Origin of the sequence: Mesorhizobium sp. M0040 (assembly GCF_040323505.1) — a bacterium.
Taxonomy (GTDB): domain Bacteria; phylum Pseudomonadota; class Alphaproteobacteria; order Rhizobiales; family Rhizobiaceae; genus Mesorhizobium.
In genome coordinates this window covers 145,009-159,651 of record NZ_JAMYVA010000004.1, presented here as the reverse complement: position 1 = coordinate 159,651, position 14,643 = coordinate 145,009, and the positions used below count along the sequence as shown (strand labels likewise).

The window sequence follows — 14,643 nt, the reverse complement described above, 5'->3', positions numbered from 1 at the left end:
ATCGAACATGCGCGCAGACGCCCTCATCGCCGCGCGGCACAGCATCCCAAAACGGCGATCTCCGACTTTCGTTCCGCTCGTCGTTTACGCCGGCCTTTTCAAGCCCAGATGGTCGCGCAGCGTGCTGCCTTCATAATCCGTACGGAACAGCCCGCGCCGCTGTAGCTCCGGCACGACTAGTGTGGCAAAGGCATCGAGTTGGCCGGGAAAATAGGATGGCATGACGTTGAAACCGTCTGCGGCGCCGCCCTCGAAGCGTGCCTCGAGCTCGTCGGCGATCTGGGCGGGCGTTCCGACGACGCGCCAATGGCCGCGCGCGCCGGCGAAATGACGGGGCAAGCTGGCGAATGGACAGCTTGTCGCGGCGTGATTGCTCGATGACGAGCGCCTGCCGGCTCTGCATGCCTTCGCTGGCCGGCAGCTCGGGCAGCGGTCCGTCGATGGGATAGCGCGCGAGATCGGATATGCTGAGATAGCTGGAAAGCAGCGCGACACCGACATCGTCCGGTATCAGCTCCTGCAGTTCATCATGTTTTGCCCGGGCTTCCGCTTCGCTTGCCGCGACGACCGGCGCGACGCCGGGCATGATCTTGACGTCCTCCGGCTCGCGCCCATGGGGCGCCAGCCGTCCCTTGAGGTCGTCGTAGAAGGCCTTTGCCTCCTCGAATGTTTGCGCCGCAGTGAACACCACATCGGCGGTCCGGGCGGCAAGATCGCGGCCCTCATCCGACGCTCCCGCCTGAACCATGACCGGTGCACCTTGTGGCGAGCGCGGCAGATCGAGCGGGTCGCGCACCGAAAAACTTCTGCCTTCGTGTCCACCCTGGCCTTGCCAAAGGCCAGCAACCACGGCAGCGAATTCGCGCGCGCGTTCGTAGCGGTCGGCATGTGGGCGCAGTCCGGTCGAGCCGAAATTGGCGGCCTCGATCTGGCTGGCCGAAGTGACAAGGTTCCAGCCGGCACGCCCGCCGCTCAGATGGTCGAGCGACAGGAAGGTTCGCGCCAGCCCGTAAGGCTCGTTATAGCTCGTCGACGCCGTTGAGACGAGGCCGATGCGCTCCGTCTGCACCGCGAGCGCCGCAAGCAGGCTGATCGGCTCGAAGCCGATCGAGCGCGACGTTTGGCTGGCGATGTTGACATTGGCCTCACGCACGCCGGCGGCGTCCTCGCAGAAGATCATGTCGAACTTTGCCGCTTCCGCCGTCCGCGCCAGCTGGATGCAATGATCGATGTCGATGCCGGCCGTGACATGCGCCTGCGGATGACGCCAGGCGGCGATGTGGTGGCCTGTCGCCCACAGGAAGGCGCCGAGCTTCATCTGGCCTCGACCGGCGCTCATTGCCGATCCTCCCCTGCAAGCCCGAGATGGGCGCGTAGTGTCGCCGCGCTGTAGCCGGACCGGACAAGGCCGCGGCGGCGAAGCTCCGGCAGCACGAGACCGACGAAATCGTCGAGCGCCGATGTGAACGGCATGGCGATGTTGAAGCCGTCGCAGGCTTTCGAGCGAAAGCACTCTTCGAGCCTGTCCGCAAACAGGTCCGGCGCGGCGGTTATTTCGGCGCTGCCGGTAACGTTCATCAGCACTTTCAGCGCCTCCGGCCTGCGCCCGAAGGCAAGCGCACGGCGCTTCAGATCGCCAGCCTTCGCCGGCTCGATCGATGGCTCATCGAGCAGGACGACATCGGCGGTGCGGGCGGCGATATACATGACGGGCTCGGACAGGCCGGACATGACCAGCACCGGCGTGTCCTGCGGCGACCGCGCCTCGTTGAGCGGCCCGCGCACGGAAAAATATTCGCCCTTGTGGTCGAGAAGGTGCATCTTCTCGGGATCGAAGAAGCGGCCGCCAACTTTGTCGAACAGCAGCGCGTCTGCGTCCCAGCCTTTCCACAAGCCTTGCACGATGCCGATGAATTCATCGGCGCGCAGGCGGAAATCGTCGCAGGAAAACCCTTCCGGCCGGCTGAAATTGGCGGCCTCGCGCGGGTCGGGCATCATGCTCGCGTTCCAGCCGATGCGGCCATGGCTGATGATATCGAGCGAGGCGAAACGGCGTGCGAGATTATAGGGCTGGTGGGCGACCGTCGACGCGGCAGCGACGAGGCCGATCCTGCTTGTCACCGTCGCCAGGGCCGCCACCAAGGTCGTTGCTTCGAAGCGCATTTGCCGGTTCAGCCCGCCTGCAACCGTCGCGGAATCGCCGAGCAACACCATATCCAGACCGGCCGCTTCGGCTTCTTGCACGAACCGCGTCAGCAGACTGAAGTCCGGGCCGGCGTCGGGCGGATGGGAAGGAGCGGCTTCCGGAGACAGTGAAACGGCGAGACACATTGTGGCGCCGTTGGCCATCGCTTTCCCTGTTGAGCGAGATTCCTTGAGAATTATCTCGCCGGCTGGACGGAAAGCAACCGGCCAGCCAGCGATCATTTGCCGGCCAGAATATCCCTGATCAGCCGCTGGCAGCGCTCGGCCATGAAATCGAGCAGCAGCCGCACCTTCGGATCCTGCAGCTTCTTGTGCGGGTAGACGGCGGCGAACTGCACCGGCGTCGGCGGCGTGTTGCTCAGGATCACCTTCAGCCGCTGGTCGCGGATAAACGGCTCGACCTCGAAGCGCGGCTTGTTGATGATACCGCGGCCGGACAGCGCCCAGCCGGTCAGCACGTCGCCATCATCGGTATCGTAGGGGCCGTGCACCTCGAACTTTTGCGGCCCATTCGGCGTCTGCAGCGTCCAGACATATTCGCGCGCGCCGGAATAGCGCAGCATCAGGCAATCGTGTTTCTTGCCGATCAACTCCTGCGGCTCGGTCGGCTCGCCGCGCACGTCCAGATATTGCGGAGCCGCTACCAGCACGCGTTCGCAGTCCATGATGCCGCGCATCCTGAGGCTGGAATCCTCGATGATGCCCAGCCGGAACGCAACGTCGATGCCTTCCTTCATGATATCGACATTGTGGTCGGATAACCGGAGCCGCACCTCGATATCGGGGTATCTGTCGTGGAAATCCGGGATGCCGGATGCCACCAGCCGCCGCCCGAGGCCGAGCGGCGCTGTCACCTTTATGGTGCCGCGCGGCTGCCCGGATAACGCGCTGACCGCCGCTTCCGCCTCGGTGACCGCCTCCAGCACCTGCTTGGCGCCGGAGTAGAACACCGTGCCGTGCTCGGTCGGCATCAACTGCCGCGTCGTGCGGTTGAACAGCCTGACACCGAGATGCTTCTCGAGCTCCTTGATGCGATTGGAAGCGACTGCCGGCGAAATGCGCATGTCGCGTCCAGCCGCCGACAAATTGCCGAGCTCGACGACGCGGACGAAAACGGCGATGTTGTCGAGATAGGCCATGCGGCTTTCGTGGCTCTCATGTGGCAGCGTGTAACGAGCCTAGTATTTTCCAAATTTTTTTGAAAGTCATCGTGCAGCTCGGCTCTTTCCGTTTGCGCTCCAGTCCGTAAAGTCAGTGGATCGGCAGGGACGATTTTTTCATGATGGATTTCGCGATATTCTGGGATTGGCTGAGTTTCGCCGTGCGCTGGCTGCACGTCGTCACCGGTATCGCCTGGATTGGATCGTCCTTTTATTTCGTCGCGCTCGATCTCGGGCTGCGCCAGCGTCCGGGCATGCCTGCCGGAGCCTTCGGCGAGGAATGGCAGGTGCATGGCGGCGGCTTTTACCATGTGCAGAAATATCTGGTGGCGCCGGCTGAGATGCCCGAGCATCTGACCTGGTTCAAGTGGGAATCCTACGCCACCTGGCTGTCGGGCTTCGCCATGCTGTGCGTCGTCTACTATGCCGGGGCGGACCTGTTCCTGATCGATCCGAATGTCCTTGCCATGTCGGTGCCTACAGGCATCTTGCTGTCGCTGGCGACGATCGGCGTCGGCTGGGTGGTCTACGATCTCTTGTGCCGTTCGCCGCTCGGCAACAGCGACACCGGCCTGATGCTGGTGCTGTATGGGGTGCTGGTATTCATGGCCTGGGGACTGACCCACCTGTTCACCGGCCGCGCCGCCTTCCTGCATCTCGGCGCCATTACCGCGACGATCATGTCGGCCAACGTTTTCATGGTCATCATCCCCAACCAGAAGATCGTCGTCGTCGACCTGATCGCCGGCCGTAAGCCTGATCCGAAATACGGCAAGATCGCCAAGCAGCGCTCGCTGCACAACAATTACCTGACGCTGCCGGTTTTGTTCCTGATGCTGTCGAACCATTATCCGCTGGCGTTCGGGACAGAGTTCAACTGGGTCATCGCCTCGCTGGCGTTCATCATCGGCGTGCTGATCCGGCACTATTTCAACACCAGGCATGCGCGCAAAGGCAATCCTACCTGGACCTGGCTGGCGGCCGCCGTCCTGTTCGTCGTCATCATCTGGCTGTCGACGGCACCGAAGCTGCTGACCGGCGAGGTCAAAACGTCCTCGGCGGCACAGGTCTACGTTGCCTCGGCGCATTTCCCTGCCGTGCGCGATACGGTGCTTGGCCGCTGTTCGATGTGCCACGCGGCGGAGCCGTCCTACGCGGGCATTTACCACGCACCGAAGGGCGTGATGCTCGACACCGATGCCGGCATCGCCGAGCACGCCGGCGAGATCTATCTGCAGGCCGGCCGCAGCCACGCCATGCCGCCCGCCAACGTCACCCAGATCACCGACAAGGAACGGGCGCTGCTGGTGGCGTGGTTCGAAGGCGCAAGGAAATGACCAGCACGCTCCTGCGCGGCCGCACGCTGTCGTTTTTGCGCTGGCCCGAAACCATCGACGACCATTCCGCCTGGCATTACGAGCAAGATGGCGGCCTGCTGATGCGCGACGGCAGGATCGTTGCCGCGGGCGCCTATGCCGAGGTCGAGAAAAAGGCGGGCGAGGGAACAAAAAAAATCGACCACAGGCCGCATCTGCTGCTGCCCGGGTTCATCGATGCGCACGCGCATTTTCCGCAGATGCAGGTCATCGCTTCCTTCGGCGCCGAGCTGCTCGACTGGCTGAACACCTACACTTTTCCGGAAGAGACCAAATTCCAGAACGCCCAGCATGGCCGCCGTATCGCCAGGCTGTTCCTGGATGAAGTATTGCGGCATGGCACCACGACAGTCGCGGCCTATTGCTCGGTACACAAGGAATCTGCCGAAGCGTTCTTTGCCGAGTCGCACGACCGCAACATGCTCAACATCGCCGGCAAGGTGATGATGGACCGCAACGCGCCGGACGGCGTGCTCGACACGCCGCAATCGGGCTATGACGACAGCAAGGCGTTGATCGATGAGTGGCACGGCAAGGGGCGCCAGCACTATGCCATCACGCCGCGCTTCGCCATCACCTCGTCGCCCGAGCAATTGGAGATGGCGGGCGCGCTCTGCCGCGAATATCCTGATCTGCACATGCAGACGCATCTGTCGGAAAACCACGCCGAGATCGCCTTCACGCAGCAATTGTACCCGCAGACGCGGGACTACACCGACATCTACGAACACTATGGGCTGCTCGGGCGCAGAAGCCTGTTCGGCCATTGCATCCACCTGTCGGAACGCGAGGCGGATGTGCTTTCGGATAGCGGCTCGGTGGCGGTGTTCTGCCCGACCTCCAACCTGTTTCTCGGCTCGGGCCTGTTCGATTATCAGCGCTATAGCCGCCGCGAGAAGCCGCTTCGCATCGCCGCCGCCACCGATGTCGGCGGTGGCACCAACTATTCGATGCTGCGCACCATGGACGAGGGCTACAAGGTGATCGCGCTGAACGGCGAGAAGCTCAATCCGTTCCAGTCCTTCTGGCAGCTGACCCGCGGCAATGCCGAGGCGCTGTCGCTTGCGGAAAAGATCGGCACCCTGGAGGAAGGCAGCGACGCCGATATCATCGTGCTCGACGCCCGCGCCACGCCGGCGATGCGGCTGCGGGTGGAGACGGCGGACACGCTCGCCGAGGAATTGTTTCTGCTGCAGACGCTCGGCGATGACCGCGCCGTGCGCGAGGTCTATGTCGCCGGCCGGGCGGCCAAGGCGGATATAGCGGTTTAGCCGTCGTATGCGGCCGGCTTGACCGGGCGGCAGCCATCCGCCAAAGCAACAGGCGAGATCGACAGGGGAACGACATGGCCGTTGCGGACGACATCGCTCTGATCAAGAAACAGGAAGCCACGCTTGTCTTTTCGGCCTTCGATGAAGCCGTCGCTTTCGAGATCGGCTCGGCGATCCGCGACCGGGCTCTCAAGAAAAACCTGCCGATCATCGTCGATATCAGAACTTTCGACCGGCCGCTGTTCTATGCGGCAATGCCCGGCTCGAACGCCTCCAATCCGGACTGGGCGCGGCGCAAGATCAACGTCGTGCGGCGGTTCCTGAAAAGCACCTACCGCATTGTGCTGGAGCAGCAGCGCCCCGACCGCAGCTTCAAGCCCGGCGAGGGGCTGGACGTTGCCGACTATGTGCTGGCCGGTGGCGGCTTTCCCATCACTGTCAAGGGCGCTGGCGTCATCGGCGTGATCGCCGTCTCCGGTCTACCGGAGCGCGAGGACCACGGAGTTGTCGTCCATACGCTGTGTAGCTACTTGGGCGTCGATAGCCAGGAGTTGGTCCTGCCGCCGGAAGCAACATCGTGACGTTGGCGCTGCCCCTCATCCGCCTGCCGGCACCTTCTCCCCGCGTAGTGACGGGGAGAAGGGCAACGCTCCAACGCTGGCGATCCCCTCTCCCCGTCTCTATACGGGGAGAGGGTAAGGGTGAGGGGCAGCGCAAACGCCGCAGAAGCTCGCACAGCGTCCGTGGTAGCTCAGTATGACCGCGCTCGATCCCAAGTCCTTTCTCATTTCGATCTTCAACGCCGCCGTTGCCGCCGCCGATCCCCAGAGGACGATCAAGGATCATTTGCCCGCAAGGCCGAAGGGACGGACGATCGTCATCGGTGCAGGAAAAGGCTCGGCGCAGATGGCGGCGGCTTTCGAGAAAGTGTGGGACCGGCCGATCGAAGGTTTGGTCGTCACCCGCTACGGCTATGGCGCGGCCTGCCGGCGCATCGAGATCATCGAGGCGGCGCATCCGGTGCCGGATGCCGCGGGGCTGGAGGCCTCGCGACGGCTGCTCGAAAAGGTCCAGGGACTGACTGCGGACGACCTCGTCGTGGCGCTCATTTCGGGCGGCGGCTCGGCGCTGCTGCCGTCACCTGCCGAAGGTCTGACGCTGGCCGATGAGGTCGCTGTCAACGAGGCGCTGCTCGCCTCCGGCGTGCCGATCGCCGCGATGAACACCATCCGCAAACATGTTTCCACGATCAAGGGCGGCAGGCTGGCGGCCGCTGCCTATCCAGCCAAGGTGGTGTCGCTGGTGGTCTCCGACATTCCGGGCGATAACCCGGCGCTGGTCGCTTCCGGCCCGACCGTTCCCGATTCCGGCAGCCGCGAAGATGCATTAGCGTCGATCGCCGCCTATGACATGAAACTACCGGCTTCAGTGATGGCGCACATCAATTCGCCGGCCGCCGATGCACCGCGCGTCGATGATCCGCGTTTTTCGCGCAACGAGGTACATCTGATCGCCTCGGCCGGCGTATCGCTGGAAGCGGCTGCGGCCGAAGCCAGGTACCAAGGTATCGAAGCGGTCATTCTCTCCGATTCCATCGAGGGCGAGGCGCGTGAGGTCGGCGGCGTCCACGCTGCAATCGCGCGCGAAGTGGCGACGCGCAACCGGCCATTCGCAAAACCGGTGCTGATCCTGTCGGGCGGCGAGACGACCGTGACCTTGCGCGCGAAAGGCAAAGGCGGCCGCAACTCGGAATTCCTGCTCGCCTTCGCCATTGGGGTCAGCGGCATGGCGGGCGTCCACGCACTGGCCGCCGACACCGACGGCATTGACGGTTCGGAAGACAATGCCGGCGCCTTCGCCGACGGCTCGACGGTGTCGCGGATGCATAAGGCGGGCGTCGATGCCAAGGCCATGCTTGCCGGCAACAACGCCTGGACGGCATTCAATGCCGTAGATGACCTTTTCGTACTCGGTCCGACCGGCACAAACGTCAACGATCTCCGGGCGATATTGATCAAATAGCTCAGGCGGCCATCAGCTTTTTCACCGCTCTCATATCCTGCAGGAACCGGTCGCGTTCTGCCTGCTTGTCCGCCGGCTCGCGAATGCGCAGGATGAAGGACGGGTGGATGGTGACGAAGACACGCAAGCCATCGTCGCGCTCCACGACGGCCCCGCGCATCTTCATGATCGGCACCACCTTGCCAAGCAGCGCCTGCGCCGCCGTTGCGCCGAGCGCCACCGCCAGATTGGGCTTGATCAGATCGATTTCCTTGTCGAGCCACCAGCGGCAAGCCTGCACCTCGCCGGCGTTCGGCTTGGAGTGGATGCGCCGCTTGCCGCGCGGCTCGAACTTGAAATGCTTGACCGCGTTGGTGACGTAGACTTTCAGCCGATCGACGCCGGCATCGTCCAGGATCGCGTCGAACACCTTGCCCGCCGGACCGACGAAGGGCTTGCCCGCCAGGTCCTCCTGGTCGCCCGGCTGTTCGCCGACGAAGATCACCTTGGCTTTATCAGGGCCCTCACCGAACACGGTCTGCGTGGCGTCGTGCCAGAGCGGACAGCGGCGGCAGATCTTGGCCGTTTCGCGCAGTTCAGGAATCGTCCTGGCGTCGATTTCTGTCGTTTCCGGAGACTTGCTTGCAGGCAAGCGTCTTGCCTGCACTTTGGCATGGTGCGGCGTCGGGGTTGTCTGCATCCTGGCGATCATGACTAAGGCGGCCTTGCTCGCTCGCTGCAATCAGACACGCAATGAGCAAAGCCCGCCGAAAGTTCCGTTGAAATTATTCCGCATGGGCCTTCACCGGCGGATGGCCGACGATGCGATGCCCTACACCTCGTGCAGATAGAGGTGATAATCCAGTTCGCTGACCGTGCGCGCCACGCGCAGATATTCCGATTGCTTGATCGCCACGAACGTCCGGTGCAGGTCTTCGCCCAATGCGCCCTTGAGGAAACTCGACGCCCTTGCCGCCTCGATCGCGGCGCGCCAGTCGACCGGCATCGTCGTGCGCGTGACGGCCGATTCGTAGCCATTGCCGGTGGTTTCGGGACCGGGATCGAGGCCTTCGTCGAGGCCCTTGACGACACCGGCCAGCACCGTTGCCGCCACTAGGTAAGGATTCGCGTCGACGCCCGATGGCCGGTGCTCGATGCGGCGGTTCTTGGCATCGCCGGCCGGCACACGCAGTGCCACCGAACGGTTGTTGACGCCCCAGGTCGGCGCCACCGGCGCATAGGATTGCGAGACGAAGCGCCGCCATGAATTGGCATGCGGCGCGAAGACCAGCATCGATTCCGCCATCGTCTGGATCAGTCCGCCGAGGCCGCGCAGCAGCGGCAGCGACCAGCTTTCGCCGCCGGTTTCGGCAAAGACATTCTTGCCGGCATCGTCCAGCAGCGAGACATGAAAATGCATGCCCGAGCCGGCATATTTCTCGATCGGCTTGGCCATGAAGCAAGCGGTGACACCATGACGGCGCGCCTGCGCCCGCACCAGTCGCTTGAGCATCACGAGATCGTCGGCCGCCCGCATCACATCCTTGCGGTAGTTGAGCGTCAGCTCGTACTGGCCGGGCGCATATTCCGAGATGACCGTCTCGGCCGGGATGCCTTGCACCTTGGCTGCGGCGTAGATGTCGGAAAACAGCGGCTCCATGCCGTGCAGATGGTCGACGGAATAGACCTCCGTCTTGGCCGAGCGGCGTCCGTCAAGCACCGCGTGCGCCGGCTGCACCTTGCCTTCGGCGTCGCGCTCGTTGGCGAGCAGGAAGAATTCGAGCTCGAAGGCGCCGGCCGGATGCAGGCCCTTGGCCGCGAGGATGTCTACCTGGCGGGCGAGTGCCAGCCGCGGGTCGGACGACATCGGCTGGCCATCGAGATGGTACATCGCCATCAGCACCTGGCCGCGCGGCGGCTGGGTGCCGAACAGCGGCACCAGTGTGCCGGGGATCGGCCACGCCCGCAGGTCGCCGTCGCCCGTCGTCCAGATCAGCCCGGTCTCGTGAACATCCTCGCCGGTGATGTCGAGGCCGAGGATCGAGATCGGCATGTGCCGGCCCCCCTCGAAGATGCTCATCAACTCATGCCGGCGCACGATCTTGCCGCGCCCGACGCCATTGGCGTCGGTCAGCACGATGTCGAACGCTTCGATCTCGGGATGAGCGTCGAGAAAGGCCTGCGCCTCGGCGGGCGTCGAGCCCGAAGGGGATGCCGTGACCAGGTTCAAACTTTGCTTGGGCGCTTGTTTCATGCCGCAAGCTTGTCTCACGCCGTAAGCTTTGCCGCAACCGCGCCGAAGGCAGTGATCAGCCGGTTCACCTGGGCGGCGCTGGTCGCAGGAGAGATCAGCATCATGTTGTGGAAGGGTGCGATCAGCACGCCGCGATTGACCAGCGCGACATGGATTGCCGCCTCGAGCTCCGGCACGTGCGCAGCTTCCGCTTCGCCGCCGTTCCTCAGCGGGCCCGGCGCGCAGATGAACTCGACACGGGCACCGACGCGAGCAACATGCCAGGGCAGACGATAGCGATCGATGACGGCGGTCAGCCCGGCGTCGAGCCGCCGCGCCAGATGGTCCATATGGCTGTAGTTCTCGTCGGTCATGACGTATTCGAGCGTGGCGCGCATCGCTGCGAATTGCAGCGGATTGGCCGACAGCGTTGTCCCCATGCCGGAGTAGCCGGGCTCTTTCCGGCTGATATAAGCGGCATAGCGGGCCGCAACGTCTTCGCTCATGCCCCAGACGCTCGCCGGTACGCCGCCGGCAATCGGCTTGCCCAGCACGAACAGGTCCGGCTCCAGCCCGTATTTGCTTGAATAGCCGCCGGGACCGGTCGAGATTGTATGCGTCTCGTCGATTAGAAGCAGCGTGCCGGTCGCACGGGTGAGACGCCGCAAACCATCATGAAAGCCGGCTTCGGGCAGCACCATGCAGGAATTGGTCAGCACCGGCTCGGCGATGACGCAGGCGACATCGTTGCCCCGGAGTGCCGCGTCGAGCGCCGGCAGATCGTTGAACTCGACGACATCAGTCGCCCGCGTCAGGTCGCGGAACTCGCCGGCCAGTCCCGGTCGATTCACCGCTTTCCCGGCGACCAGCCGCACCATCGTCTCGTCGACCGAGCCATGATAGCAGCCGTTGAAGACCAGTATCTTCTCCCGGCCGGTAACGGCGCGGGCAACCCGCAGCGCGAAGCGGTTGGCATCGGTCGCCGTCGTCGCGATCTGCCACGACAGCAAACCGAAGCGCTGCTGCAGCAACGGCCCGATGGCGAGCGCGTTCTCGGCAGGCAGCATGTAGGTCAGGCCGCGTCCGGCCTGCCTGCGGATGGCGCGTGCGACCGGCGGCGGCGAATGGCCGAACATCGAACCGGTGTCGCCAAGGCAGAAATCGTCGAGCCGGTTGCCGTCGATATCTCTGATGATGGCGCCCCTGGCCCTATCGACGAGGATCGGGAACGGCGTCGGCCAGTCGTTCATCCAATGCATCGGCACGCCGCCGAAGAAGCCGGGCAGGCCATTGCCGATTTTCGCCATCGATTTTGGCCGCGCCCGGCGGAAGACTTCTGCTTCGGTCGCGCGCAACTCGGCGATCCGGGCCGGGCCGATGCCGCCGATGGAAGTCTTTGAATGGTTCATGACGTTCATGGCGGCCCTCTCAGTCGCACTTTAGACAATCGGCATCCGCCACCGCAATTGGCCGGGCGGCTGCCCGGTGTTGGGTCAGCGGTCGTTTGAATGAAAACAGGCGCTTGACCGCGAGCCGCCTTCGGGCGCCAATGGTATTTCGGCTGGAGGGGATAAGATGTTGCGGGCGATCGTCTGCGCAGCAACGCTGCTGTCGTCGGTTGATGCGGCTCTGGCGTCCGGCGGCATCTGGTGTTCCGCCGAGGATGCAGCCGTCAAATTTCAGGTCGGTGCCGGGGTCACCAGAGGCATGGGCGGGCCGACCTTCAATTTTAGCGGCGAGCTCGAGATTCTGGGCAGGCCGGCTGGCGACAGTCTGCGCAAGACGGTGTTCGAGGATCAGAACCTCACGCAATATTGGCTCGACAACAAGGAATTGCGGCTGCTCGTCTACCACGAACGGCAGGTCGAAAACGCCTACGGCTATGTCGAACTGGCGATCCTGACCAAGGCCAGCGAGGAAGGCGTCTATGACGGTCGCTATTTGCTCTCAATCTATGATGTAACGGCCGATGCCGAAAAGGACGGCAAGCAGGCTGAATTGACCGGCAAAGTATCTTGCGGAGCCGAGTAAATAACAGGCTACGCCGAAATATCGATGACGCCGCAGTCGCCCGCAGCGCTGCCAAAGGCGACGCGGCGCTCTTCCCTGTCCCACATCATCGAAGTGACGGCGCCCTTGCCCGGCCGGCGCAACAGCACTTCCTTGGCGTCGGCGAAGCGCACCGCCATCACCATCCCGTCATCATAGCCGATAGCAACGACGTCCTGGCTCGGGTGGCAGGCGACCGTGGTCACCATGGAGCTGCCGCGCGTGCCGAGTTCCAGCGGCGCCTTGCCCATCGGCCCGTCTTTGCCGGAAAACGGCCAGACGATCGCCGCCGGCGCGCCGGAACTCGCCAGCCATTTGCCCTTGGCGCTCCACGACAGGCTTTTCACCTTGCCGGGGTAGCCGGACATGCGCATGTGCTTGCCGTCGGCGAGCTTCCAGCCATGCAGCGCGTTTTCCTGCATGGTGGTGACGACGAAGCCGCCGTCCGGCGAGAAGGTGATGCCGGTGTGGGCGCCGGCCCATTCGAGCTCGACCGGCTTGCCGTCGGCAGCCGGGAAGTGCAGCGTCGCGCCATTGTAGCGGGCAACGCCGAAGCGCATGCCCTTGGGCGAGAAGGCAAGCCCCTCGACTGAGCGCGGATGCGAGAATTCCCTGGTTTTGCCGTCGGCAAAGCGCACATAGGCAATCTTGCCCGAAGCATAGGCAACAGCGCCTTGCGGCCCGGCGGCGACGCTGGTTATCCATTTTTTGCCTGCGGTCGCCAATTCCGTTGTATTGCCGCCTGGGGTCACGGCAAAGATCCTGCCGTCCTCACCGCCGGTGATCAGTCGGTCGGTTGCCGCATCATGGAAGGCGGCGAGCATTCCGTCATTGGCCTGCACCGTCTTGTGGCCGTGGTCGAGCCGATGGATTGTGCCGTCGGCCAGCGCAAAATGCGGCACGTCGCCGAGAAACACGGCGGCGAGGCAGTGGCCTTCGAGATCGAGCGGGGCGACTGTCGGCATGAGAGATCATTCCGTTCGAGATTTCTGCTTGTCATCTAACCCCGCCGGGCTGTCGGCGAGGCTCCGCCTTCTCCCCTTGTGGGAGAAGGTGGATTGGCGCGCAGCGCCAAGACGGATGAGGGGTGCTGGACGGAGTGCCGTCCTTGCCAAGCTGGAACACCCCTCATCCGACCGAGCTTTCGCTCGGCCACCTTCTCCCACAAGGGGAGAAGGAGAGAAGGGGCAGCGCTAGCGCTATAAAGTCCGGAAATCAAGCGGCCTGGCAGGCCTCGAAGCTTGTCTTCAGTCGCTCGGCGTCGAGTTCGCGGCCGATGAACACCAGCCGGCTCTCGTGCTTCTCGTCGTCCTTCCAGGCGCGCTGGTGGTCGCCCTCGATGATCATGTGCACACCCTGGATGACATAGCGCTCGTCATCGCCTTTCAGCGCAAGGATCCCTTTCAGCCGCAGGATGTTCGGGCCTTCCATCTGGGTCACCTTCTCGATCCACGGGAAGAACTTTTTCGGGTCCATCTCGCCGCCGCGCAGCGACACCGACTGCACAGTCACGTCATGGATGTCGGAAGGGTGCGCATGATGATGCCCGTCATGATCGTGGTGATCATGGCCGTCGTGATCATGGTGATGGTGGTCATGATCATGATCATGATGGTCGTGATCGTCATGCGCCTCGAGGAAATGCGGATCGTTCTCCAGCGCCCGGGACAGGTCGAACGCACCGCGATCGAGCACCTCGGACAGCGCCACGCTGGCGCGTGTGGTGCGATGGATTCGTGCCGCCGGGTTGATGGCGCGGATCGTCGCCTCCACCTTGCTCAGCTCTTCGGGGGTGACCAGATCGGTCTTGTTGAGTACGACGACATCGGCAAAGGCGATCTGGTCCTCGGCCTCTCGGGAATCCTTCAGACGCAGCGGCAGGTGCTTGGCGTCGACCAGCGCCACCACCGCATCGAGCCTGGTCTTGGAACGCACGTCGTCGTCCATGAAGAAGGTCTGCGCCACCGGCACGGGATCGGCGAGGCCTGTGGTCTCGACGAGGATGGCGTCGAAGCGGCCAGGCCTGCGCATCAGGCCCTCGACGACGCGGATCAGGTCGCCGCGTACCGTGCAGCAGACGCAGCCATTGTTCATCTCGTAGATCTCCTCATCGGATTCCACGATCAGCTCGTTGTCAATGCCGATCTCGCCGAATTCATTGACGATGACGGCGTAGCGCTTGCCATGGTTTTCCGAAAGGATGCGGTTGAGCAGTGTCGTCTTGCCGGCGCCGAGATAGCCGGTGAGGACGGTTACGGGGATCTGCGTCTGTGCGTCGCTCATATTGTGCCTCGAATAGGGATTGTCGGCTCCATATAGGATGTGTGCTCGGCTTTTGCACGAGGCAA

Annotated in this window: 12 protein-coding genes and 1 pseudogene; 5 read left to right on the top strand and 8 right to left on the bottom strand. The window is 63.7% G+C overall.

Features of this window, described 5'->3' with window-relative positions:
• Window positions 1–84: 84 nt before the first annotated feature.
• The 3 genes and pseudogenes from NKJ91_RS05470 to NKJ91_RS05460 all read right to left on the bottom strand — a co-directional run bounded on the left by NKJ91_RS05470 (window position 85) and on the right by NKJ91_RS05460 (window position 3,344).
• A pseudogene (locus tag NKJ91_RS05470) lies at window positions 85–1,339 on the bottom strand (LLM class flavin-dependent oxidoreductase).
• Window positions 1,336–2,349: an LLM class flavin-dependent oxidoreductase gene (locus tag NKJ91_RS05465; protein WP_352454745.1), complete on the bottom strand. Its 1,014-nt coding sequence runs from the start codon at window positions 2,347–2,349 to the stop codon at window positions 1,336–1,338. Before NKJ91_RS05465 ends, NKJ91_RS05470 begins: the two are co-directional and overlap by 4 nt.
• 74 nt (window positions 2,350–2,423) lie before the next feature.
• On the bottom strand, window positions 2,424–3,344 hold the full coding sequence (locus NKJ91_RS05460) for a LysR family transcriptional regulator (protein ID WP_352452229.1): 921 nt from the start codon (window positions 3,342–3,344) through the stop codon (window positions 2,424–2,426).
• Window positions 3,345–3,484: 140 nt separating this feature from the next.
• On the opposite strand from NKJ91_RS05460, the gene NKJ91_RS05455 reads away from it, so the two are divergent.
• The 4 genes from NKJ91_RS05455 (at window position 3,485) to NKJ91_RS05440 (ending at window position 8,034) form a co-directional block, all read left to right on the top strand.
• Complete coding sequence (locus NKJ91_RS05455) at window positions 3,485–4,702, top strand: urate hydroxylase PuuD (RefSeq protein ID WP_352454744.1); 1,218 nt, start codon at window positions 3,485–3,487, stop codon at window positions 4,700–4,702.
• The gene (gene guaD / locus NKJ91_RS05450) at window positions 4,699–6,012 is read left to right on the top strand and encodes a guanine deaminase (protein WP_352454743.1); all 1,314 of its coding nucleotides are present in this window, start codon (window positions 4,699–4,701) and stop codon (window positions 6,010–6,012) included. Before NKJ91_RS05455 ends, guaD begins: the two co-directional genes overlap by 4 nt.
• 74 nt (window positions 6,013–6,086) lie before the next feature.
• Complete coding sequence (locus NKJ91_RS05445; RefSeq protein WP_352454742.1) at window positions 6,087–6,593, top strand: heme-degrading domain-containing protein; 507 nt, start codon at window positions 6,087–6,089, stop codon at window positions 6,591–6,593.
• Window positions 6,594–6,768: 175 nt separating this feature from the next.
• Window positions 6,769–8,034 (top strand): glycerate kinase type-2 family protein, encoded by a 1,266-nt coding sequence (locus NKJ91_RS05440; protein WP_352454741.1) that lies wholly within the window; start codon window positions 6,769–6,771, stop codon window positions 8,032–8,034.
• Between the two features lies 1 nt (window position 8,035).
• Here NKJ91_RS05440 and NKJ91_RS05435 read toward each other — a convergent pair whose 3' ends face one another.
• The 3 genes from NKJ91_RS05435 to NKJ91_RS05425 all read right to left on the bottom strand — a co-directional run bounded on the left by NKJ91_RS05435 (window position 8,036) and on the right by NKJ91_RS05425 (window position 11,664).
• Window positions 8,036–8,713 carry a UdgX family uracil-DNA binding protein gene (locus NKJ91_RS05435; protein WP_023676234.1) on the bottom strand — a complete coding sequence of 226 codons (678 nt, stop codon included), beginning with the start codon at window positions 8,711–8,713 and terminating at the stop codon, window positions 8,036–8,038.
• Between the two features lie 132 nt (window positions 8,714–8,845).
• Window positions 8,846–10,267, bottom strand: coding sequence for a glutamine synthetase family protein (locus tag NKJ91_RS05430; RefSeq protein ID WP_352454740.1), 1,422 nt, complete (start codon window positions 10,265–10,267; stop codon window positions 8,846–8,848).
• A gap of 14 nt (window positions 10,268–10,281) precedes the next feature.
• Entirely contained in the window at window positions 10,282–11,664 is a 1,383-nt protein-coding gene (locus tag NKJ91_RS05425) for an aspartate aminotransferase family protein (RefSeq protein WP_352452223.1), read from the bottom strand.
• A gap of 157 nt (window positions 11,665–11,821) precedes the next feature.
• Between NKJ91_RS05425 and NKJ91_RS05420 the strand changes: the two genes are divergently transcribed.
• Window positions 11,822–12,277: a hypothetical protein gene (locus tag NKJ91_RS05420; RefSeq protein ID WP_352454739.1), complete on the top strand. Its 456-nt coding sequence runs from the start codon at window positions 11,822–11,824 to the stop codon at window positions 12,275–12,277.
• An 8-nt stretch (window positions 12,278–12,285) separates the two neighbouring features.
• On the opposite strand, the gene NKJ91_RS05415 is transcribed toward NKJ91_RS05420, so the two are convergent.
• A complete protein-coding gene (locus tag NKJ91_RS05415) occupies window positions 12,286–13,260 on the bottom strand; it encodes a WD40 repeat domain-containing protein (RefSeq protein WP_352454738.1) in 975 nt (324 codons plus the stop codon).
• Between the two features lie 250 nt (window positions 13,261–13,510).
• A complete protein-coding gene (locus tag NKJ91_RS05410) occupies window positions 13,511–14,578 on the bottom strand; it encodes a CobW family GTP-binding protein (RefSeq protein ID WP_352452220.1) in 1,068 nt (355 codons plus the stop codon).
• Between the last annotated feature and the right edge of the window lie 65 nt (window positions 14,579–14,643).